Consider the following 20,156-nt stretch of genomic DNA (forward strand, 5'->3'; position numbering starts at 1 on the left):
GGGGAAAGTCGTAACGAACAGTTCACCTAGTCACGAGTTCGATCATCAAGACAAGGCTTCATTAATGCCGGCCTGAGACCATATTGCAGTTATGCAAGCTTCTAAGGCTAGACCGCGTTGCCAGAAAATAAACCCACACGATCCGAACAAGAGTTTCAGGATCTTCTGCGCCGGCTCGAACTCGCTCTCGATGCATCGCGGATCGGTGTCTGGGAGCACAGTATCGCGAAGAACGGGATCTTATGGGACGCGCAGATGCACCGGCTCTACGAGACCGGCGAGTCGTTCCGGGAGGTGCCGGCATGGCTCTGGTCGAATGCCATCCATCCCGACGATCGCGAGCAGGCCGAACGCGACTTCGACCACGCGATTGCGACACGGGGCGCCTATAATTCGCAATTCCGGATCGTGCTGCCGAGCGGCGAAATCCGCCATCTGCGCTCGCGCGCGCATTTCTACGTGGATGCGGAGGGGTCGCCTTCCTTCATCGGCGCCGAATGGGATGTGACTGCCGACGTACAGCTCAACGCGGAGCTGGCGCGGCAGAAGCTGGTGGCCGAGGCGAGAGCGCTGGCGCTCGAGGAAAGCAATGCGCGCATCGAGCATGTCGCCGATCACGATTATCTCACCGGCTTGTCGAACCGGCGCCTTCTCGACAAGCGGCTCGCGGAGCTGCCGGCCGACAAGAGCATCACGACGCTCGCGGTCCTGCATCTCGACCTCGACCAATTCAAGCAGATCAACGACAGCCACGGTCATGCGGCCGGAGACGCCGTGCTCAGGGCGGCAGCTCTTCGCATTACCGCTGCCATTCCCGCGAATGGCATGGTCGCCCGCGTCGGCGGCGATGAATTCGTCATCGTGCTGGTGAATTTCACCGATCTCACGGAACTGAAGCTGATCACCGAGGACCTCCAGCGCCGATTGCGCAAGAAGATCCGCTTCGGTCAGGAGATGCTGCAATCCGGCGCCTCGATCGGCGTATCCTGGAGCGGCGATCGGCGAGCGCGCAACCTGCTGGCCGAATCCGACCTGGCGCTCTACCAGGCCAAGAAGCTCGGGCGCAATCGCGTCGAATTCTTCACGCGGCAACTGCAGGAGGATCTGCGGGCCAAGCGCCGGCTAGCCGAAGAGCTGAAGCTCGGGCTGGAGCGCGGAGAGATCGTTCCCTATTATCAGGTGCAGCTCGACGCTAGGACACGGGAGGTCATCGGCTTCGAGGCGCTGGCGCGGTGGAAACATCCGGAAAAGGGTGTGCTCGCCCCGGGGATATTCCTGAAGATTGCCGATGAGCACGGACTTGCGGCGGAGATCGACGCGGCGATCCTCAAAAACGTTCTCCAAGACCGGCTGTTCTGGCTGTTGCGCGGCTTTGCGGTTCCGCGCATCGCCGTCAATATCTCGGCGTCGCGCCTTGCCGATCCGGCATTGCTCAACAAGCTGAGGAAACTCGACATCCCGCCCGGTGTGATCGTTTTCGAACTGGTCGAAACGATTTTTCTCGACGACAGCGACGAAAAACTGCTCGAGCATATCGGCGATATCAAACAGATGGGCATCGACATCGAGATCGATGATTTCGGATCGGGCCATGCCTCGCTCATCGGTCTCGTCAAGCTGCGGCCGAAGCGGCTGAAGATCGACCGGCAGCTCGTCACCGAGGTCGTCAGCTCCGCCGAGCAGCGGCGGGTGGTGGGGTCGATCGTGGAAATCGCCAAGGCGCTCGATGTCGAGGTGATCGCCGAGGGCATCGAGACCGAGGCGCATGCCGTCGTGCTGGCGCAGCTCGGCTGCGACGGCCTGCAGGGTTATGCCTTCGGTTATCCCGCCCCGGCCGCAGAGACCGACCGTCTTTTCGCATCGACGGCGAGCGGCATCGAAAAGCAGAAGACCGCGACGGGCGGTTGAACGGCCGGTGATCCTTTTTGCCGGCTGGCGAAAATGATTTCGGCCGGAATGCTCTCCTCGCCTTTCGGATCAGGCAGGCGATATCCTGTCGGCGCGGCACTTTATTTGCCGCGGCAGGAAGATAAATGGGACACAAGTAATTTGCTTGAGCTTGCAACCGCATTGTTTCATGGTAAGGCGGAAACGAAGCTTTCTGCATTGCATCGAAAAATGATTATACGCGTCGTCAACACCATGAGCGCGGTTCTCCATCATTGACAGATGCAATCGGGGCGCTTGGGGCCTGACAATTGCTTTGCCGTTGCTGGGATGGACTTGCGGGACATTCAATCTGGGAAGGTCGCATGAATTCGGAATTTGCCGTTCGTTCGATGCGGCCCGGCGAACTGGAACTCGTACTCGAATGGGCGCGTCAGGAGGGCTGGAACCCGGGCCTCGATGATTCGCTTGCATTTCTCGAGGCCGATCCGTCGGGATTTTTCGTCGGCTCCATCGGTGAAGTCCCCGTCGGATCGATCTCGGTCGTCAAGTATGGCGAGAGTTTTGCCTTCCTGGGCCTCTACATCGTCCATCCCGATTTCCGCGGCAAGGGTTACGGCAAGGCGATCTGGGAGGCCGGCATCGCCAGCGCGGGAGACCGGACGATCGGTCTCGACGGCGTTGCCGCACAACAGGACAATTACCGCAAGGCGGGCTTCGAGCCTGCCTCTTCCACCATTCGCTACGGCGGTGTCGCCACCTCCTTGCCGGTTTCGACGCTGGTCGCGCAGCCGGTGCTCGATTCGCGTCTCGAAGGCCTGCAGCGGTATGATTCGGCGATCTTTCCGCAGCCGCGCGATGCCTTTCTTGCCGCCTGGTGCACCGGCCGCAAGGGCCGTCGCTCGGCGGTGGTGCGTAAGAGCGGCAAGATCCGCGGTTACGGCACGATCCGCCGCTGCTACGAGGGCTACAAGATCGGCCCGCTCTTTGCCAACGATGCCGACAGCGCCGCGGCGCTGCTTGCCGAATTGATCCCCGAGGCGAAGGGGGCTGCGATCTTCATCGACATTCCGGCGGAGAACCACGAGGCGGTCGCGCTTGCCGAAGGCCTCGGCCTTCAACCGGTGTTCGAGACGACGCGCATGTATCGCGGGCCGGCGCCGGCCATCCCGCTGAAACACGTCTTCGGTGTGACGACGCTGGAGCTTGGTTAGGGCCTAATCCAGAGGTGAGGCGGTTACGGTCGGAGCCGAGGCTTTCGGCCGGCCCTTTTCGGCGATTGCGATGCCGCCCAAAGTCAGTACCAGCGCGATGACATGGAAGGACTGCAGCGTCTCGCCGATCAGAGCTACGGAGAGCAGCGTCCCGAATACCGGCACGAGATTGATGAACAGCCCGGCCCGGTTGGCGCCGATGGCTACGACACCCTTGATATAGAGGATCTGCGCCACCAGCGAGGGGAAGATCGCCGTATAGAGCGTGATGACCCAACCGGCCTGGTCCGGCCACTGTGCGGCGCCGCGTTCGGCCTCCCAGATGAGCAGCGGCAGCGAGGTCAGCATGGCGCCAAGCGCCGGGACCGCCATCAGCGTTCGCCAGTCGAGTGGCGGCTTCCAGCGCAGGAAGATCGTGTAGACCGAATAGGCGGCAATGGCGATCAGCATCAGTCCGTCGCCGCGGTTAAGGCTCAATTGCAGCAGCGTTGTGAGGTCGCCATGGGCGGCGGTCAGAGCAACGCCGATCAGCGTCATGCCGAAGCCGAGACATTGCGCCAGCGAGATGCCGGTGCGGAAGAACATGAAATTCAGCAGGAAGATCAGCATCGGGATGCCGGCCTGCTCGATGGCGACGTTGATCGCCGTCGTATATTGCACGGCCGAATAAAGCATCGCGTTGAAAAGCGTGTAGCCGATGACGCCGTAGAACAGCAGCAGCGGTAGGTTCTTCCTGACCACCGGCCAGTCCTTGCGCAGTTGCGGCACCGAAATGGCGACGATCACCGCCACGGCGAGGAACCAGCGCAGGAAGGTCAGCATCATCGGGCTGACATGCCCGAGCGCGAGTTTGCCGGCGACGGAATTGCCGCCCCAGCAGAGGGTGGCGATAACGAGGCAGATATAGGCCGTGGCTTGCAAGAGCGTTCTTCCCGTCTTTCTGCGGTCGTCGTCCGGCGTTTTGTGACGGGCAATAGCCTGCCGGCTGCTGATTTGTCACGTAAAAAGCCCAATCTACTGTGACAACAGGGTCGCTTTCCAAAAAACAAAGCTTTATAGATGCGCGGGTTTGAGCAGGTGCGCGGTTCAGCGCCGGTAACAGGAAGAGTTGGATGACGAACGTAGTCGTGGTCGGTTCGCAATGGGGTGACGAAGGCAAGGGCAAGATTGTCGACTGGCTTTCGGAGCGTGCGGATATCGTTGTGCGCTATCAGGGCGGACACAATGCCGGCCATACGCTCGTCATCGACGGCACGAGCTATAAGCTTTCGCTCTTGCCGTCCGGCGTCGTGCGCCCGGGCAAGATGGCGGTAATCGGCAACGGCGTCGTCGTCGATCCGCATGCGCTGATCGCCGAGATCGGCCGGCTGGAGGCGCAGGGCGTGACGGTTACGCCTGACAACCTGCGCATCGCAGACAATGCGACACTCATTCTTTCCCTGCACCGCGAGCTCGACGCGATGCGCGAGGATGCTGCGTCGAACAGCGGCACCAAGATCGGCACGACACGCCGCGGCATCGGTCCGGCCTATGAAGACAAGGTCGGCCGCCGCGCCATCCGCGTCATGGATCTTGCAGATCTCGAAAGCCTTTCCGGCAAGGTCGACCGTATTCTGACGCACCACAATGCGCTTCGCCGCGGCCTCGGCGTCGCCGAAGTCAGCCATGAAGCGATCATGGAAGAGCTGACTTCGATCGCCGATCGGGTGCTGCCGTTCCGTGACACCGTCTGGCTCTTCCTCGACAAGGAGCGCCGCAAGGGCTCCCGCATCCTCTTCGAAGGTGCACAGGGCAGCCTGCTCGATATCGACCACGGCACCTATCCCTTCGTGACGTCGTCGAACACCGTGGCCGGTCAGGCCGCGGCCGGTTCCGGCATGGGTCCCGGCTCGCTCGGCTATATCCTCGGCATCACCAAGGCCTATACGACACGCGTCGGCGAAGGCCCGTTCCCGACCGAGCTGAAGGACGCGATCGGCGAGTTCCTGGGCGAAAAAGGTCATGAGTTCGGCGTGGTGACCGGACGCAAGCGGCGCTGTGGCTGGTTCGACGCCGCGCTGGTGCGCCAATCGATCGCCACCAACGGCATCACCGGCATCGCGCTCACCAAGCTCGACGTGCTCGATGGCCTCGAGGAATTGAAGATCTGCGTCGGCTATATGCTCGACGGCGAACAGATTGATCATCTTCCCGCAAGCCAGGGAGCGCAAGCTAGGGTCGAACCGATCTACATCACGCTGGAAGGGTGGAAGGAATCGACCGTCGGCGCCCGCAGTTGGGCGGACCTGCCGGCACAGGCGATCAAGTATGTTCGCCAGGTCGAAGAGCTGATCGGGGCGCCTGTCGCGCTCCTTTCCACCAGCCCGGAGCGGGATGACACGATACTTGTGACCGATCCGTTTGAGGATTAAGCTCACGGGTCACTGTGGAGGATGGTTCGGTAGGGTACCGGACTTCTTGAGAAAGTACTGATGGCGGATTTTATTGCAGTTATTCGGCGGGCCGTCGACGGCTTGGCTGAAAATACCCCCGAAATGCGGGTGAAGGTCTACGAACGTGCCCGCGGCGCAGTGCAGCGGCAGCTCGAGAACATGAAGCCGCGTCCGCCGGAAGCCATGCTGCAACGCCAGCTCGAAAAGCTCGAGGCCGCCATCCGCGAAGTGGAAGGTGAACACTCCGAGGCGCTGTCGCTCGACGAGCCTGTTGCCGCCGCCACCGCGCTGGATTCCGCAGAAGAACAAGCGCTTCACGACGAAAGCGAACCGGCGCCTGTGCCGGAGACTGATGTCGAGGAGCCGGTTGACGAAGCCTATGCCGAGCCGCAAGCGGCCGAGGCCGCCGACGAGCCCGGTCACGTGGAAGCTGCCTCGCCCGAGGAAGCTGAGGAAGAGGTCGCTGCCGAGGAACCCCTTTCCGCGGAAGCATCCGTTCCCGCGGAAACTCCTGTTCCCGCGGAAGCTCCTGCTTCCGCCGAGACATACTGGCATCCCTCGCATGAGGAGGAAGCGCCGGCCGAGGAATGGCATGCCAGCGAGGCGCGCGACGTCGCTGCCGAGGATGTGCCGGCCGAACATGACGGCTGGGAGCCGCCCGTCGGGGATCACGACGAACAGGCCGGCGACTATCATGCGGACGAGCAGCATCCTGCGGAAGCCGAAGAGGTTGCGGCGGAACCGGTGGCGGTGGAGGCTGACGAGCCGGAAGTCGAGGAGGCTTACGAGCCCGCCGAGCCGCTTCAGCCGGTCACGCGTGGCATAGATCACGCGTCGAACCGGCTGGTTGAGCCGGTCGCCGATTTCGATCGCCCGCAGGAGTTCGTCGAGCACAGCCGCGAGGAGCCGCTGCAGGCCGACGCCGTGGCGCATTTCGATCCCGTCTGGGCCGAGCCCGCCGCCGAGACGCCGGCTCCGGCGCCCAAAGATGCGGAGACCGAATGGGCGGAAGAGGAACTCAGGCAATATTCGCAGACGGCGCCGATCACCGCGGATGCTTCGGCGCGCGCCTTCGAGGAGGTGATATCGAGCCTCGAAAATGCGGCCCCCGCCGCCGTCATGCCGGCTGCCAAGGAAAGTTTCTCCTGGGAGACGGCCGCTTTCGACGATCTGCCGCCGATCGAGGCCGGCAGCAATAAGAAGACGCCGGTCGCTTCGCATTTCGACGATGTCGATATCTTCGCAGAAGTGCACAACGGCAAGCCGGCGCCTGCCAGCGCCGCGCCGAGCGAGGACTGGCGCGAGGCGAAGGCGCTGCGCGGCTACGACCGTCGCGGTTCGGTCGCCGCTGACGACGATGACTCCAATCCGGCGATGGATATCGATCAGATTGTTGCGTCCAAGCTGCAGGGCAAGAATTTCCGGATGGAGCCGAAGCGCCGTCGCTTCGGCCTCGGCACCGTGATCACGCTCCTCTTCGCCCTCATCCTGATCGGTGGCGGCGCCTATGCCGGCTGGATGAACAGAGAGGCGCTGGTGGCGATGGTCGACGGGCTTGTCAGTTCGGCACCGTCGCAGGCGACCCGGAACGAGGCGGCAACACCGCCGGCTGGCTCCGCGACGCCTGCCCAGCCTGAGCCAGCGACGCCTGCTCAGCCGACCACGCCAGGAGCGCAGAATACGCCAGTGGCACCGCCGCAGCCGAACCCGAACCCGCAGGTGGCGTCAATGAACAATGACGGCGCCGCGGCCAATTCGAAATTCACTCAGCGGCTGCTGACCGATGGGACAGAGGTCGACAGCGGACCGGCCACGGTGCCGGGAACGCCGACGGCAGAAGGAAAATCGGTCGCCGAGCAGAACGTCGCGGCAGCCGATACGCCGGCTGCCAGCGCACAGGGCGATGCGGCACCCGCCGAAACGCTGACGCCGAACGGTCCGGCGGCATCGCCGCAGCAGACCGCGCCCGTTGGTTCGTCGCAAAAGATGTTCCTCTATGAGGAGCGCATCGGCCAGAGCTCGCCGACGGCAATCGAGGGATCGGTCGTCTGGAGTGTGCAGCACGAGGCCGGTCAGGGCGGACGGCAGGAGGCGACGGTGCAGGGCAATGTCAGCGTGCCCGAGCGCAATCTCTCGGCTCTCATCACCTTCAAGCGCAATTCCGATCCGTCGCTGCCGGCAAGCCATCTCGTCGAGGTGGTCTTCTCGGTGCCGCCGAATTTCGAAGGCGGCAGCATCGACAGCGTCCAGCGCATCTCGATGAAGCGCACGGAGCAGGACCGTGGTGACGCGCTGATTGCGGTTCCGGCCAAAATCACCGACGATTTCCACATGATCGCGCTCAACGACTATCCCGATGCGCGCAAGGCCAATCTCGACCTGATGGCGACCCGTAGTTGGATCGATATGCCGATCACCTATCGCAACGGCCGCCGCGCGCTGCTGACGATGGAAAAGGGCGACACCGGAACGAACGCCTTCAACACCGCGATCAAGGAATGGACCGCCCTCGGGGATGTGTCGACGAGCCAGTGATGGTTTTTTCCGCAATGCCAACTTTATCGGACTTTGGCGGCTGACGAGGCTGCGAAAAGCGAATGAAACAGAAAAGGCGGGCCGCAAGGACCCGCCTTCTTCAATTCTATCACGCGGCAGGTTTATGCCGTGGCTTCGACGACGCGGACGGCCTTGGCGCGTTCCAGCGCTTCCTTGCGGACCGCATCCTGCACCTTTTCGAAGGCGCGGACCTCGATCTGGCGGACGCGTTCGCGGCTGATGTCGAATTCGGTCGAAAGGTCTTCCAGGGTCACCGGATCCTCGGCGAGGCGGCGAGCCTCGAAGATGCGGCGTTCGCGCTCGTTCAGCACGCTCATCGCTTTTGCCAGCATGCGCCGCCGGGTGTCGAGCTCATCCTGTTCGATCAGCACGTCTTCCTGGCTGTCATGGTCGTCCACCAGCCAATCCTGCCATTGGCCGCTATCACCTTCGGCAGCCTTGATCGGCGCGTTCAGCGAAGCGTCGCCGGAAAGGCGGCGGTTCATCGAAATGACCTCCTCCTCCGAGACGTTCAGCTTGGTGGCGATTTCCGAGACGTGCTCCGGCTTCAGGTCGCCGTCGTCGATCGCCTGGATGCGGCCTTTCAGCCGACGCAGGTTGAAAAACAGGCGTTTCTGGTTGGCGGTCGTGCCCATCTTTACCAGCGACCACGAGCGCAGGATATATTCCTGGATCGAGGCCTTGATCCACCACATGGCGTAGGTGGCGAGGCGGAAGCCGCGCTCGGCATCGAACTTCTTGACGGCCTGCATCAGGCCGACATTGCCCTCGGAGACGACTTCGCCGATCGGCAGGCCGTAGCCGCGATAACCCATCGCGATCTTCGCGACGAGGCGAAGATGGCTGGTGACCAGCTTGTGGGCGGCGTCGCGATCGCCATGCTCGGCATAACGCTTGGCGAGCATGTATTCCTGCTGCGGCTCGAGCATCGGGAATTTGCGGATTTCGTCGAGGTAACGATTGAGACCGGCTTCGCCGGCGGTAATGGACGGCAAGGTATTTCGGGCCATAGTGCACCCTCCTAAAGTGAATTCCGGCTCCCGATGGAAACGCGTTCTCGCGTTAAAAAAGGCAAACCGGGACGTGCGGCTCTACTGTGAGCCCGCACTAAATCCATATACAGATAAGTGTGGCGAAACGGCGGTTCAAGGGTGCCGCTCACGCAGGTGTGAGTTGGAAGAGGGGTCTCTATCGCCGCAGTGCCTCGACCAATTCCACCATATCATCCGGCAGCGGCACTTCGAAATGCATGATTTCGCCGGTGCGGGGATGCTCGAACTGCAGCATGAAGGCATGCAGCGCCTGGCGGTCGAAACCGTTGACGACCTTACGGATCTCTTCGGGCAGAAGATTGACCTTGGTCTTGAAGCCGGCGCCGTAAACCGTGTCGCCGAGCAGCGGATGGCCGATATGGGCCATGTGGACACGGATCTGGTGGGTGCGCCCGGTTTCGAGGTGGCACTCGACCAGCGAGGCGAACGCGGTGGCGTCCGGCTTTTCGTGGAAGCGTTCGACCACCGTGTAGTGCGTGATCGCCTCGTCGGCGTCATGACTGTCGGGGCGCTTGACGGCGCGGCGCGTGCGATCGCCGGTGGCGCGGCCGAGCGGCGCGTCGACGGTGCCCGTCAGCGAGCGCGGCCGGCCCCAGACGACTGCCTGGTAGGCCCGCTCCAGCGGCATGGTGCGGCCGTGGTCGGCAAATTGAAGCGAGAGGTGGCGATGGGCGATGTCGTTCTTGGCGACGACCATGACCCCTGTCGTGTCCTTGTCGAGACGGTGGACGATGCCGGGGCGGCGCACGCCGCCGATGCCGGAGAGCGTATCGCCGCAATGGTGGATCAGTGCGTTGACCAGCGTTCCTGTCCAATTGCCGGGACCGGGATGGACGACGAGACCGGAAGGCTTGGAGATGACGATGACGTCGTCGTCCTCATGGAGGATAACGAGCGGGATGTCCTCGCCCTGCGGCGTCGGGTCTTCCGGCTCGGGCAGCGTGATCTCGAAACTATCGCCGGTGCGCACCTTGCGCTGCGGGTCGGTGACGGGTTCTCCGCGCAGAAAAACCTGGCCGTCCTTGATCAGCGCCTTGATGCGGCTGCGTGAAAATTCCTCGCCAACCTGCGCCGTCAGCCAGGCGTCGAGCCGGCCTTCGGCGGTTTCATCGGCAGTCAGGACTTTTCTATTGCCGGCTGCTTGTTTAAAGGGGTCGCTCAAGACGCTTCTTCTCCGACGTATTTTTTTAGAACGGGACGCACAGATGACAGCAATCGAGCCAGACGACCAGGAAGAGAAGCCCCTTGATCCGGCGATGGAAAGTGTCCGGCGCAAGATGGTCCGCCTGCAGATCGTTTCCGGCGCCATCATGTTCGTGAGCCTTATGGCGGTCTTCGGTGCCGTTGTCTACAAGACGATGCGCGACGATCCGAAGGAGACGGCAGCAACCGTTGCCGCCTCCGGCGTGCCCTCGGATGCGCCGCTTGCCGCGACCGTTTCTCTGCCGCTCGGCTTCAAGGTGCAGTCGACCTCGTTGTCTGCCGGGCAGATCCTGTTTTACGGCGAAACCGTCGAGGGCAAGAACAAGGCCCTGGTCTTCGACCTCAGGACCGGCCGTACCGTCGCCGACGTCACCGTCGCGGGCAATTGAGGTCGGCATGGCCGCCGTCCCGATCGCCATCGACAGCGCCGACGATCCGCGCCTCGCCGAATTCCGCGACATAAGAGAGCGCGACCTGACGGGTCGCGAGAACCGCTTCATCGCCGAGGGCACCGTCGTGCTGCGCATGCTTGCCGAGGCGCATGCGGGAGACCGCGGCTTTTTCGCCGAAAAGATTCTGCTGCTGCGCAATCGCGTCGAGGGCGTGCTGCCCATCCTGGAGCGGTTTCCGGCCGATGTGCCAGTCTATGTCGCCGAGGCCGATGTGCTTAACGGCGTCGTTGGCTTCCATCTGCATCGCGGCGTTCTCGCGCTCGGCCGGCGGGAGGATGGCGGAGAGGGTGCCCTTCTCGCGGCGCTGCCGGAACGGGCGCTGGTGCTGGTCGGCTGCGGCATTTCCAATCACGACAATGCCGGCTCGATGTTCCGCAATGCGGCCGCCTTCCGGGCGGATGCGGTGCTGCTCGACGAAACTTCCTGTGATCCGCTTTACCGCAAGGCGTTGCGTGTTTCGGTCGGTTCGGTGCTGAGCGTTCCACATCGGCGCGGCGGCAAGGCGCTGGATGTGCTCCTGGCGCTTGCCGAACGGGGCTTTGCCATCTGGACGCTTTCGCCGCACGGCAAGACCGATATACGCGCCATTCCGGCTTCAGCGCGCATGGCGCTGGTCGTCGGCACGGAAGGGGAGGGCTTGCCCGAGGCGCTGCTTGCGCGTTTCCAGAGCGCCCGCATTCCACAGTCGGAGGACCTCGATAGCCTCAACGCTGCGACGGCGACGGGGATCGCGCTGTTTTCCATGGCTTCCGCGATGGCGCGGATCTAACCGGGGTTATCTGGCAGATCGGCATGATGGCGCGCCGCCGCGCGTCCTATCGGACGCGCTCGGGATCGGCGATGATTGCGGCCGCCCTGTCGGCAAGGCTGATGCGATCGTTTGGGTTCTTTTCCGCGGTATCCGCCAGCAAGGTACGGATCGGCGAGGAGGGACCTTCGTTGAGGGCGGTCAGCGCCACCATGTTGGCGGCGATCGAGGCGATCTCCTCGCGGATCGCGCCATCGCGCCCGGATACCGCCTTTGCCTTCTGCAGGCGCTCGGCAAGGGCGGCGCTGCGTGTGCGGACATCCTCGCCGATCTCGGCGATGACGTCGGCGGTGTCGAGCGCGGATACTGTCGTGTCTTCGGCCGTCACTTCCGCCGGCAGCTCGGCGGCCATCCCGGCAAGGCCGGCGTCGCGCAGCACCCGGTTGACCTTGCGGATCTCGGCATTGGCGGCCTTCAACTGTTCCTTCAACTTGGCAATCTCCTGCAAGCGGCGGGCGACCAGGGTTTCCTTTTCGGCGGCGGAAGCGCTCTCGCGCGCGGCCTTGTCTTCCAGGCGGATCACCATATGCTGCTGCTGCGTCAGTTTCTGTTCGGCGTCCCTGGCGCGCTTCTGCAAGAGAGTCACGTCCTGGCGTAAGGTATCGCGTTCGTCACGCAGCGCGTTGGCGCGGAATTTCAGGCTCTCCGCCTCGGTGTCGCGCGCGGCCAGGTCGATCCTCAGCCCATCGGCCTGTTCACCGAGCTTGCTCAGTCGCGTCCTCATCGTCGCCAGTTCGCTTTCCTTATTGGCAGCGGACTGCTCGGCAATATGCAAATTGGTCTTCAACTGGCTGATATAGTTCTCGTCCTTGCGCAGATGCGAGCGTTGCTCGGCCGCTTCGACATGCATCTCGCCGATCTGGGCCTGCAATTCGCCGATCTCGGCGGCAAGCCTGCCGGCGTCGACGGCGAGTGCATCATGGCGAAGCTGGAGCGACAGGGATTTCTCGCGCTCACGCAGAAGGTCCTGGGTGGTGCGGGCGTTCTCGGCGGCATAGAGCGCGCGGACCATATCCTTCTGGGCGCGAACTTCCTGCGGGCTCAGCGGCATGGTCGCCTTCAGCCGGTTCTCGGTATACCAGACGATGCGGCGATGAACGGCGGGCGAGACCAGAAAGACGAGGAACGCCGCGGTCAGGAAGCCCAATCCGAACAAGAGAGCATATTCGATCACGGCGCGGCCATCGGTAAGAAGGTTGATACGGGGTCAGCCGCGATGATTAAGCGCGCATGATGCGCATGGCAAGGCCGCCGGTGCGGGCGGCCGCGGATTCCAGCGGCTTGGCGGCCTCAGAAGGGGTTCCAGGTTGGCGCCTGGGTGATCTTGAGATAGCCGACATTGACACCCAGGCGGGCGCCGACACCGGTGCGGATCGGCACGACCAGCACGTCGTTGTTCTTGAGCAGCGTCATGCCGAAGCCGGCGATCACATAGGCCGAGCCGCTGACGCCGCCGAAGCGGGCATAGATGCCGTTGATGGAGGGCAGGTCGTAGACCAGCATCATCACCCGCGAGCCTTGGCCGCCGTAATCGAGGCCGAGCGAGGGGCCTTGCCAGTAGAGATTATGTTCGCCGGCATTCTTGGTATTCAGCTGGCCTTCGCCGTAGGTCAGACCGGCGATGAAGGCGCCGCCGCCTTCCTGTCCGAGGATATAGCCGTTCGGCAGGCCGTATTTCTGGAAGGCGCTCTCGACCACTTTGGCAAGCCCGCCGCTGGCGGAGCCGAAGAAGGAGTGGCCGGCATCGACGATTTCCTGCATCGTGTACTGGCCGTTGTCCTGGGCGGCGGCCGGCCCGGCAACCATCAGCGAGGAGAAGACGAGGGCCGAAAGCAACCTGCAGAAGCCGATGAATCGGTGCGGAATTTGAGGGCGCATGGTGTCATCCGTTCGTCGTTTGGCTGAGAGCGGGCAACCGCTCGCGGCGATTGGTGCATTTTGCGCCGATGATCTTAACAATCGGTTTACCAAATATGGTGTCATTATGGCATCGAGTACGATCGCAAACTTCGCGCAATTTTGATGAAGCATATTCCGGGCGCGATGAAATTGCCGCCCCTCAGGAGACGATGATGTCCAAGAACCCCAATCTCACCCTGTCCGGCCCGGATCTGGCCGCGCTTCTCTGCAGCCGCGTTTGCCACGATGTCATCTCGCCCGTCGGCGCGATCAATAACGGGCTGGAACTCCTGGATGAGGGTGGCGCCGATTCCGATGCGATGGACCTGATCCGCACCAGTGCGCTCAACGCTTCCGTCCGCCTGAAATTCGCACGCCTCGCCTTCGGCGCGTCGGGCTCTGTCGGCGCCTCGATCGACACTGGCGAGGCCGAGCGCGCCGCCAAGGATTTCGCCATCGCCGAGAAGAAGACCGAGGTGATCTGGAACGGACCGCGCGCCATCGTCGCCAAGAATCGCGTCAAGCTGCTGCTCAACCTCTTCCTCGTTGCCTATTCGGCCATTCCGCGCGGCGGCGTGCTTGAGGTAACGCTCGAAAATCCCGAATTCGATGCCAGGTTCACGCTCACGGCCAAAGGCAAGCTGATGCGCTTGCCGCCGAAATTCGTCGAGATATCGACCGGCACGATCGAGGAGGCGATCGACGCCCATTCGATCCAGCCCTATTATACCGTTCTTCTGGCGCAGGAGTGCGGAATGATGCTCGATCACAGCGCCAGCGCCGAAGAACTGGTGTTCACCGCGGTGGCTGCGGCCGCCTGATTTTTGCGCGTAAAACGAGTATCGGTGTTCGCGCGGTAACGATTCCTTAGCCTGATCGACCTATGCTTGGCTGCTGTTTAGAGGCCTTTGCAAGGACAGATGCAGGGGTAAAGGAGTCGCCATGCAGAGATTCATGATCACCGATAATTCGGACATCGTCCGCAAGGTCGGCAAGCGCATTCTCTCCGAACTCGACTTTCTCGTCAGCGAGGCCTCCAATGCCGGCGAGGCGCTGCAGCGCTGCCAAGCGGAGCTGCCGGAATATCTGATCGTCGATTCCGGCATGGAAGGCGCTCTCGACCTCATCGCCGCCATCCGCGCCATGGACGGCGGCAAAGAGGTCAAGATCTATTACTGCGTCGTCGAGGCGGATCTGAAGAAGCTGATGGCTGGCAAACGGGCTGGCGCCACCGACTTCCTGCTGAAGCCGTTCGATCGCAAGATCCTGACCGCCGTCTTCGGAAACCGCGCGATCGCCGCCTGACGGCAGATCTCATCCCGCCCAATCGGCGACCTTGGAGCATAATGCCGAAAGTGCAAGCGCGTTCGGCCGCCGCAACGCTCTATTTTTTTGACCGAAAGACAGGGAATTTCAGGCCGATCCAGCCTGAAATCCTCTCCGTCACGGCGGCTTGTTGTTGCCGGCAGAAACGAAAAATCCCGCCGGAAAGGCGGGATCTTCGTTTATCCGATAAGGGGGATCGGAAAATCAGGCGGTTTCGGCGTATTCGGCCCCATCCGGCTCGCGAAGAACGTAACCACGGCCCCAGACGGTCTCGATGTAGTTGGCGCCGCCGGCAGCGTTGGCGAGCTTCTTGCGCAGCTTGCAGATGAAGACGTCGATGATCTTCAGTTCCGGTTCGTCCATGCCGCCGTAAAGGTGGTTCAGGAACATTTCCTTGGTGAGGGTGGTGCCCTTGCGGAGCGAAAGCAGCTCCAGCATCTGGTATTCCTTGCCGGTCAGGTGGACGCGCTGGCCACCGACTTCGACAGTTTTGGCGTCGAGGTTGACGATCAACTCGCCGGTCATGATGACCGACTGGGCGTGACCCTTGGAGCGGCGGACGATAGCGTGGATGCGGGCGACGAGCTCGTCCTTGTGGAACGGCTTAGTCATGTAGTCGTCGGCGCCGAAGCCGAGGCCGCGAACCTTGTCTTCGATGCCGGCCATGCCCGACAGAATGAGGATCGGTGTCTTGACCTTGGACAGCCGGAGCGTGCGGAGCACTTCATATCCGGACATGTCGGGCAGGTTCAGATCGAGAAGGATGATGTCATAATCATACAGCTTGCCCAGATCGACGCCTTCTTCACCGAGATCGGTGGTATAAACATTAAAACTTTCTGATTTCAGCATCAACTCGATGCTCTGCGCCGTAGCGCTGTCATCCTCGATGAGAAGTACCCGCATAATTATCCCCTTTACCGCCGCCGAAAGGTGGTCTGGCCCCCTACACGATACCGAACACGCTACGTGATTTGGAAGCTGCCACGAAATGGTTAACAAATTCTAATTCACTCTGGCAAGGAGTATCGAATTTATTAAATAATTTTTCCATTTCTCTGTTTTCCAATAGGAATCTCAAAAAGGCTCTCCTCAACTTTTACATTAGGAAAAGGCGCTAAGTGATTCATCCGACTCGCCAATGAAAAGGTTCGAACTTCATGCCTCGGCATTTACCGACCCTTAAATCATCGGGCCTATCATTAACGATGCCCGTAAACGAAAGGTTACCAGCGGTAGGTATTTGTTAATATCGCAGGAAATTTTTTAGCAAACCGTGTCAAAGCGGCGCGCAGGGCGGTTTCAAGTTGAGCCGGGGTCTCGCATCACGGGAGTAATGCGTATGAAGTCGCGAGAGAGTCTCGTTCGCCTGAAGGAATTTCAGGTGAACGAAAAACGACGTCAATTGCAGCAGTTGCAGATGATGATGTCCGAATTCGAACGGATGACGAAGGATCTGGAGAGCCAGATCGTCGTCGAGGAAAAGAAGTCCGGTATTTCCGACCCGAATCACTTTGCTTATCCGACCTTCGCCAAGGCCGCGCGTCAGCGGGCCGATAACCTGCAGGTTTCGATCAAGGAACTGAAGATGCAGGAAGAGACGCTGGAAATGGCGCTCGAGGAGATGCAGGCGGAATATGCAAGGGCGACGGCGCTGGAAGAGCGTGACGGCGGCGCCCGCGCAAGGGCGTAAGAAAACGGCGGGCGCCGGCTTCGGCGCCCTGGGATCGCCACTGAGAAGCCATGTATGATGGGCACGCTGTCCGTCATACATGGCTTTTGGTGTTTGCCTGACGGTGTCACTCCCACCGGCGACGAGATTCGTCACCGACGGCGAGGATTTGCCTTATGGACGTCGTGCTCCCAAAACCGTTGCACGGTTTTGGGAGCACGCTTCAATTCACGACATCCTTCCATTCCGGATGGCGTTGCGCCTGCGCCTTGAAGAAGGGGCAAAGCGGAATGATCTTCCAGCCGCCGGTACGGGCTGCTTCCACAGCATGGAGCGCCAAGGCCTGGCCGACACCCTTGCCGCGCAGCGCATCGGGAACGGCGGTGTGATCGATGATGACGAGCGTCGGCGATGTGCGTGAATAGGTCATCTCAGCCTCATGCCCTTCGACCTCGGCCGCATAACGGCCGCCGGAGGCGCCTTCCTCATTTCGAATGTCCATTGTCTTTCCTCGCAGCGAATATTGTCGTAGCGGACCGTGACACGGCGGCGCGGTCGTGCCAAGCCGTGGAAGGAATAGGGACAGGAGACGGAGTGTTCATGCAAAATATCGGATCGATACGAGGCTCAGGGCAATGAGTGCACTTTCGATGATCCGTCCGGTCCTTCTCGTGGCGGCGCCGTTCTTCCTGGCACTCGGCCTGGTTTTGCCGCTGGTCCGTTTCGAGACGCTGTATTTTTTCGACAGGACGCCGTCGCTCATCGAAGTCGTCGTGTCGTTGTGGCAAGGCGGGGATGGGCTGCTGGCGGCGATCGTCGCACTGGTTTCGATTCTGCTGCCGCTTCTGAAGATGATCGGGATCGCTGCAGAGGCAACGGCCGCCGGCGGCGGGGCCGGCAGTCTGTTCTATCGTCGAGTCGTACCGCATCTGTCCAAGTGGTCGATGATGGACGTGCTGCTGGTTGCGATCGTCATTGCGGCGGCGAAGACGACGGGGCTGGCGGATGCTTTCACGCAGCCCGGTCTCTGGTGCTACGCGGCCTCGTCAATGATTTCGGGCCTTCTTCATTCCCTCATGGGAGATGCGTCCGGCCCGAAATAAATGTCGTCGATGCTGGGGATTGATCAGTGACGATATTGCTGGATGCGCGTGGTGCGCAGGCCGGCGAGACCGTGACTGTTGATCGACGATTGCCAGGAGAGGAATTCTTCGACTGTGAGCGTGTAACGCTCGCAGGCCTCTTCCAAGCTCAACAAGCCACCGCGGACAGCCGCGACAACCTCTGCCTTACGGCGAATCACCCAGCGCCGCGTATTGGGCGGCGGGAGATCCGCGATCGTCAGGGGGCTGCCATCGGGGCCGATGACATATTTTACTCGGGGACGTATCATTTCGGTCATTGGACTCTCTACACAACGCAAGACCACGAAGCCCACTCTAGCCTGCCACATTTAAAAATTGCCTAAACCCATCGTAAGACTTTGATAACAAATTTAGACGCCCCGCCCTGGTCGGTGATTGGCGGCGGCCGCCTGCCGTTACGTCAATTTGCAGCTTGGGAGGCATGCCGGATAAATATCACCCCAATTTCCCTGGATGATCTTATCAGCGCGGCAACATAGGAATGAGGGCGAGACCCCTCGTCTCCCTTCTTTCCGCTGTATCGGTACTGTTCGTGCTTTTTGAACTTCGATCCTTTGGATGCGGGGGCAGAAGCCGTCTTTGCCGATCCTCAGGCGTGAGCTTCCTGCTGCCGGGCAGCGGGGCCGATCCGAAGCCGGCCATACGAGGATATGAAGATGACAAGACGTGAGCGCGCAGCCGACGACTGCGCTGTGGATGCGGCATTTTCGCCTTCTGAGGCCGATGGCGGCGGGTTTCGCTGAGCGACGGCAAGGAACGGCTTGGCGGGGTGGCGAAGCTTGCGGGCTTCGACTTCCATCTGTTCTCGGCTTTCCGGCGGAGAGACCCTACCGCCTTCACCGGAAACCGGTTGATCAGCACCTTGCCGCAAAGCCTTGTCGGTTTTTACGGGGTTGCCGATCTCTTCCATTGCAGCAAACTGGTGAACGAGATGAAACGACGATAATGCCGATCTTCTGCGAGGAGGGGGCGTTTGCGGGCAGTGCCGCCAATCGGGAAAACCGCCGTCTCAACACGCTCTTTCCGATGCTTGAGGTGAAGAACACCGTCGCCTTTCCGCCACCCGTCATTGACCTGAAACGATACATCTTCACCTTTTCAGGTGGCTGTCCCACTCCTCACACAGGAATGGGCGATGGTGCTGCTGTATGGGCGCATGGAGCTTCTAGGCTCGCGGCGCTGTCATACGCAGCCGCCCGAGCAACGACGAGATCGCGGTCGTTCTCGATCTCTCGTCGTATACGGTGGCGGGGTTATCTGAAGAGCGCGATCCGCAAGCTCGATTCGGTCAGCTGCAGACAGGCGGTTGCCACGGCATTCCAGTACCGGGTGCTCATAAAGCGCGTTGCACCGCGCTTTGGGTCTTTGTCCTATGCAGATCGCCCAAAACCGCTACGCAGTTTTGGGCGATCTGTGTAAGGCAGCAGATGTCTGGGCTGAAAAGCTTAAAAGCGGGGAAGCTTAGAAGCCCTTTCCGCCGGTCAGCTCCGACACGACGGTTCCAGCAATGATGCGCATATCCATCCAGATCGAAAAATTTCCGACGTAATAGAGATCGCTGACGATGCGGGCGCGTGCTTTGGCCGGACGGTCGGTCGGGCCGCGCAGGCCGCGCATCTGGGCAAGGCCGGTCATCCCAGGACGCATCGCGTGGCGCTGATGGTATTCCGGTACGAGCTCTTCGTAGAGCATGCCGCCGGCGCGCATCCCGATTGCATGGCAACGCGGACCGACGACCGACATATCGCCCAGCAGCACGTTCAGCAGCTGCGGCAACTCATCGATATTCGTGCGGCGCAGAATGGCGCCGATACGGGTGATGCGTGGATCGTTCTTCACCGTCTGGGCAATGCCGGAGACATCGCAGAGATCGGTGCGCATGGAGCGGAACTTGTAGACCTTGATGGCCTTGCAGTTCTTGCCCCAGCGGGTCTGCTTGAAGAGCACCGGCCCCGGGCTGTCGAGCTTGATCAGCAGGGCGACGAACAGGAGGAAAGGCGCGAGGACGAGGAGGGCGCTCAACGACGAAACAATGTCGAACGCCCGCTTCAGGACCAGATCCACCAGCGGCGCTTGGGGCGCATCGCTATGGATAACAGGGGTCTGGATCTTCAGGCTCGGCTGCTGGTGGCGGCTCGGCCGGAAGGACTCTGTCGAAATGCTGTTGTTTAGTTCCGTGATGCTCAAGGATCGTACTCTGTTGTCTTCGAGGGGCGCGGCGGCAATAGGCGATCAATGGTTAACCCTGTCACCAGGGCTGCACTCAGGTCTTGGTAACCCTACTAAAACGGAAAAATGCGACAATTGTGTAATGGTGTCCAGAGAAATATCGCATCGCAGCAAATCTTTCGCAATTGCGTTAAGTTGAGGCAAGCTCATGATATTTCGTTAATAATTGGAATTTTGTCAAAGTTTCTAGGCCCTTGGCAGGGGTTCGCAGGGGGCCGGCGGCGCGTCGTTTCGACACGTGACCCAGGTCTCTTAAGCGTATTTGTTAACGGAACACGAGG

General features: G+C 61.3%; 18 protein-coding genes and 1 pseudogene. 10 read left to right on the forward strand and 9 right to left on the reverse strand.

Features of this window, described 5'->3' with window-relative positions:
• Nucleotides 1-91: 91 nt before the first annotated feature.
• Both EEQ99_RS26820 and EEQ99_RS26825 read left to right on the forward strand, forming a co-directional pair.
• Nucleotides 92-1,908: pseudogene (locus tag EEQ99_RS26820) on the forward strand (putative bifunctional diguanylate cyclase/phosphodiesterase).
• A 344-nt stretch (nt 1,909-2,252) separates the two neighbouring features.
• On the forward strand, nt 2,253-3,101 hold the full coding sequence (locus EEQ99_RS26825; protein ID WP_063474384.1) for a GNAT family N-acetyltransferase: 849 nt from the start codon (nt 2,253-2,255) through the stop codon (nt 3,099-3,101).
• Between the two features lie 3 nt (nt 3,102-3,104).
• Here the strand turns inward: EEQ99_RS26825 and EEQ99_RS26830 are convergent, their stop codons facing one another.
• A complete protein-coding gene (locus EEQ99_RS26830) occupies nt 3,105-4,022 on the reverse strand; it encodes a DMT family transporter (protein WP_063474385.1) in 918 nt (305 codons plus the stop codon).
• 191 nt (nt 4,023-4,213) lie between these two features.
• Between EEQ99_RS26830 and EEQ99_RS26835 the strand changes: the two genes are divergently transcribed.
• Together EEQ99_RS26835 and EEQ99_RS26840 are read left to right on the forward strand one after the other, a co-directional pair.
• A complete protein-coding gene (locus EEQ99_RS26835; protein WP_047618643.1) occupies nt 4,214-5,512 on the forward strand; it encodes an adenylosuccinate synthase in 1,299 nt (432 codons plus the stop codon).
• Nucleotides 5,513-5,572: 60 nt separating this feature from the next.
• Nucleotides 5,573-8,068: a hypothetical protein gene (locus tag EEQ99_RS26840; protein WP_127431355.1), complete on the forward strand. Its 2,496-nt coding sequence runs from the start codon at nt 5,573-5,575 to the stop codon at nt 8,066-8,068.
• 122 nt (nt 8,069-8,190) lie between these two features.
• On the opposite strand, the gene rpoH is transcribed toward EEQ99_RS26840, so the two are convergent.
• Nucleotides 8,191-9,099, reverse strand: coding sequence for an RNA polymerase sigma factor RpoH (rpoH, locus tag EEQ99_RS26845; RefSeq protein ID WP_018243318.1), 909 nt, complete (start codon nt 9,097-9,099; stop codon nt 8,191-8,193).
• 178 nt (nt 9,100-9,277) lie between these two features.
• Nucleotides 9,278-10,303, reverse strand: a complete 1,026-nt coding sequence (locus EEQ99_RS26850) for an RluA family pseudouridine synthase (RefSeq protein ID WP_025554583.1) — start codon at nt 10,301-10,303, stop codon at nt 9,278-9,280.
• Between the two features lie 43 nt (nt 10,304-10,346).
• Between EEQ99_RS26850 and EEQ99_RS26855 the strand changes: the two genes are divergently transcribed.
• Together EEQ99_RS26855 and EEQ99_RS26860 are read left to right on the forward strand one after the other, a co-directional pair.
• Nucleotides 10,347-10,733: a hypothetical protein gene (locus EEQ99_RS26855; protein ID WP_025554582.1), complete on the forward strand. Its 387-nt coding sequence runs from the start codon at nt 10,347-10,349 to the stop codon at nt 10,731-10,733.
• A gap of 7 nt (nt 10,734-10,740) precedes the next feature.
• Nucleotides 10,741-11,565, forward strand: a complete 825-nt coding sequence (locus EEQ99_RS26860) for a TrmH family RNA methyltransferase (protein ID WP_025554580.1) — start codon at nt 10,741-10,743, stop codon at nt 11,563-11,565.
• Between the two features lie 46 nt (nt 11,566-11,611).
• Here EEQ99_RS26860 and EEQ99_RS26865 read toward each other — a convergent pair whose 3' ends face one another.
• Entirely contained in the window at nt 11,612-12,778 is a 1,167-nt protein-coding gene (locus EEQ99_RS26865) for a coiled-coil domain-containing protein (protein WP_025554579.1), read from the reverse strand.
• A gap of 116 nt (nt 12,779-12,894) precedes the next feature.
• Nucleotides 12,895-13,482 carry a DUF1134 domain-containing protein gene (locus EEQ99_RS26870; RefSeq protein ID WP_025554577.1) on the reverse strand — a complete coding sequence of 196 codons (588 nt, stop codon included), beginning with the start codon at nt 13,480-13,482 and terminating at the stop codon, nt 12,895-12,897.
• Between the two features lie 194 nt (nt 13,483-13,676).
• On the opposite strand from EEQ99_RS26870, the gene chpT reads away from it, so the two are divergent.
• Complete coding sequence (gene chpT / locus EEQ99_RS26875; protein ID WP_025554576.1) at nt 13,677-14,324, forward strand: histidine phosphotransferase ChpT; 648 nt, start codon at nt 13,677-13,679, stop codon at nt 14,322-14,324.
• Between the two features lie 121 nt (nt 14,325-14,445).
• Nucleotides 14,446-14,808 (forward strand): response regulator, encoded by a 363-nt coding sequence (locus EEQ99_RS26880; protein ID WP_010069020.1) that lies wholly within the window; start codon nt 14,446-14,448, stop codon nt 14,806-14,808.
• Between the two features lie 225 nt (nt 14,809-15,033).
• Here EEQ99_RS26880 and ctrA read toward each other — a convergent pair whose 3' ends face one another.
• A complete protein-coding gene (gene ctrA / locus EEQ99_RS26885) occupies nt 15,034-15,735 on the reverse strand; it encodes a response regulator transcription factor CtrA (protein WP_003542362.1) in 702 nt (233 codons plus the stop codon).
• Nucleotides 15,736-16,171: 436 nt separating this feature from the next.
• Between ctrA and EEQ99_RS26890 the strand changes: the two genes are divergently transcribed.
• Nucleotides 16,172-16,522 (forward strand): hypothetical protein, encoded by a 351-nt coding sequence (locus EEQ99_RS26890; protein ID WP_003542353.1) that lies wholly within the window; start codon nt 16,172-16,174, stop codon nt 16,520-16,522.
• A 202-nt stretch (nt 16,523-16,724) separates the two neighbouring features.
• Here EEQ99_RS26890 and EEQ99_RS26895 read toward each other — a convergent pair whose 3' ends face one another.
• Entirely contained in the window at nt 16,725-17,003 is a 279-nt protein-coding gene (locus tag EEQ99_RS26895; protein WP_025602725.1) for a GNAT family N-acetyltransferase, read from the reverse strand.
• 55 nt (nt 17,004-17,058) lie between these two features.
• On the opposite strand from EEQ99_RS26895, the gene EEQ99_RS26900 reads away from it, so the two are divergent.
• Nucleotides 17,059-17,604 (forward strand): paraquat-inducible protein A, encoded by a 546-nt coding sequence (locus EEQ99_RS26900; RefSeq protein WP_174824507.1) that lies wholly within the window; start codon nt 17,059-17,061, stop codon nt 17,602-17,604.
• Between the two features lie 23 nt (nt 17,605-17,627).
• Here EEQ99_RS26900 and sciP read toward each other — a convergent pair whose 3' ends face one another.
• Both sciP and EEQ99_RS26915 read right to left on the reverse strand, forming a co-directional pair.
• Nucleotides 17,628-17,903: a CtrA inhibitor SciP gene (sciP, locus tag EEQ99_RS26905; RefSeq protein WP_007533628.1), complete on the reverse strand. Its 276-nt coding sequence runs from the start codon at nt 17,901-17,903 to the stop codon at nt 17,628-17,630.
• A gap of 1,204 nt (nt 17,904-19,107) precedes the next feature.
• A complete protein-coding gene (locus EEQ99_RS26915) occupies nt 19,108-19,833 on the reverse strand; it encodes a sugar transferase (protein WP_025554731.1) in 726 nt (241 codons plus the stop codon).
• Between the last annotated feature and the right edge of the window lie 323 nt (nt 19,834-20,156).

The organism is Rhizobium anhuiense (genome assembly GCF_003985145.1).
Classification (GTDB): domain Bacteria; phylum Pseudomonadota; class Alphaproteobacteria; order Rhizobiales; family Rhizobiaceae; genus Rhizobium; species Rhizobium anhuiense.

Bases quoted from the DNA above. Each gene is read 5' to 3' on its own strand.
- EEQ99_RS26825 (WP_063474384.1), top strand. From the start codon at position 2,253: ATGAATTCGGAATTTGCCGTTCGTTCGATGCGGCCCGGCGAACTGGAA.
- EEQ99_RS26835 (WP_047618643.1), top strand. From the start codon at position 4,214: ATGACGAACGTAGTCGTGGTCGGTTCGCAATGGGGTGACGAAGGCAAG.
- EEQ99_RS26840 (WP_127431355.1), top strand. From the start codon at position 5,573: ATGGCGGATTTTATTGCAGTTATTCGGCGGGCCGTCGACGGCTTGGCT.
- rpoH (WP_018243318.1), bottom strand. From the start codon at position 9,099: ATGGCCCGAAATACCTTGCCGTCCATTACCGCCGGCGAAGCCGGTCTC.
- EEQ99_RS26855 (WP_025554582.1), top strand. From the start codon at position 10,347: ATGACAGCAATCGAGCCAGACGACCAGGAAGAGAAGCCCCTTGATCCG.
- EEQ99_RS26860 (WP_025554580.1), top strand. From the start codon at position 10,741: ATGGCCGCCGTCCCGATCGCCATCGACAGCGCCGACGATCCGCGCCTC.
- EEQ99_RS26870 (WP_025554577.1), bottom strand. From the start codon at position 13,482: ATGCGCCCTCAAATTCCGCACCGATTCATCGGCTTCTGCAGGTTGCTT.
- chpT (WP_025554576.1), top strand. From the start codon at position 13,677: ATGTCCAAGAACCCCAATCTCACCCTGTCCGGCCCGGATCTGGCCGCG.
- EEQ99_RS26880 (WP_010069020.1), top strand. From the start codon at position 14,446: ATGCAGAGATTCATGATCACCGATAATTCGGACATCGTCCGCAAGGTC.
- ctrA (WP_003542362.1), bottom strand. From the start codon at position 15,735: ATGCGGGTACTTCTCATCGAGGATGACAGCGCTACGGCGCAGAGCATC.
- EEQ99_RS26890 (WP_003542353.1), top strand. From the start codon at position 16,172: ATGAAGTCGCGAGAGAGTCTCGTTCGCCTGAAGGAATTTCAGGTGAAC.
- EEQ99_RS26895 (WP_025602725.1), bottom strand. From the start codon at position 17,003: ATGGACATTCGAAATGAGGAAGGCGCCTCCGGCGGCCGTTATGCGGCC.
- sciP (WP_007533628.1), bottom strand. From the start codon at position 17,903: ATGACCGAAATGATACGTCCCCGAGTAAAATATGTCATCGGCCCCGAT.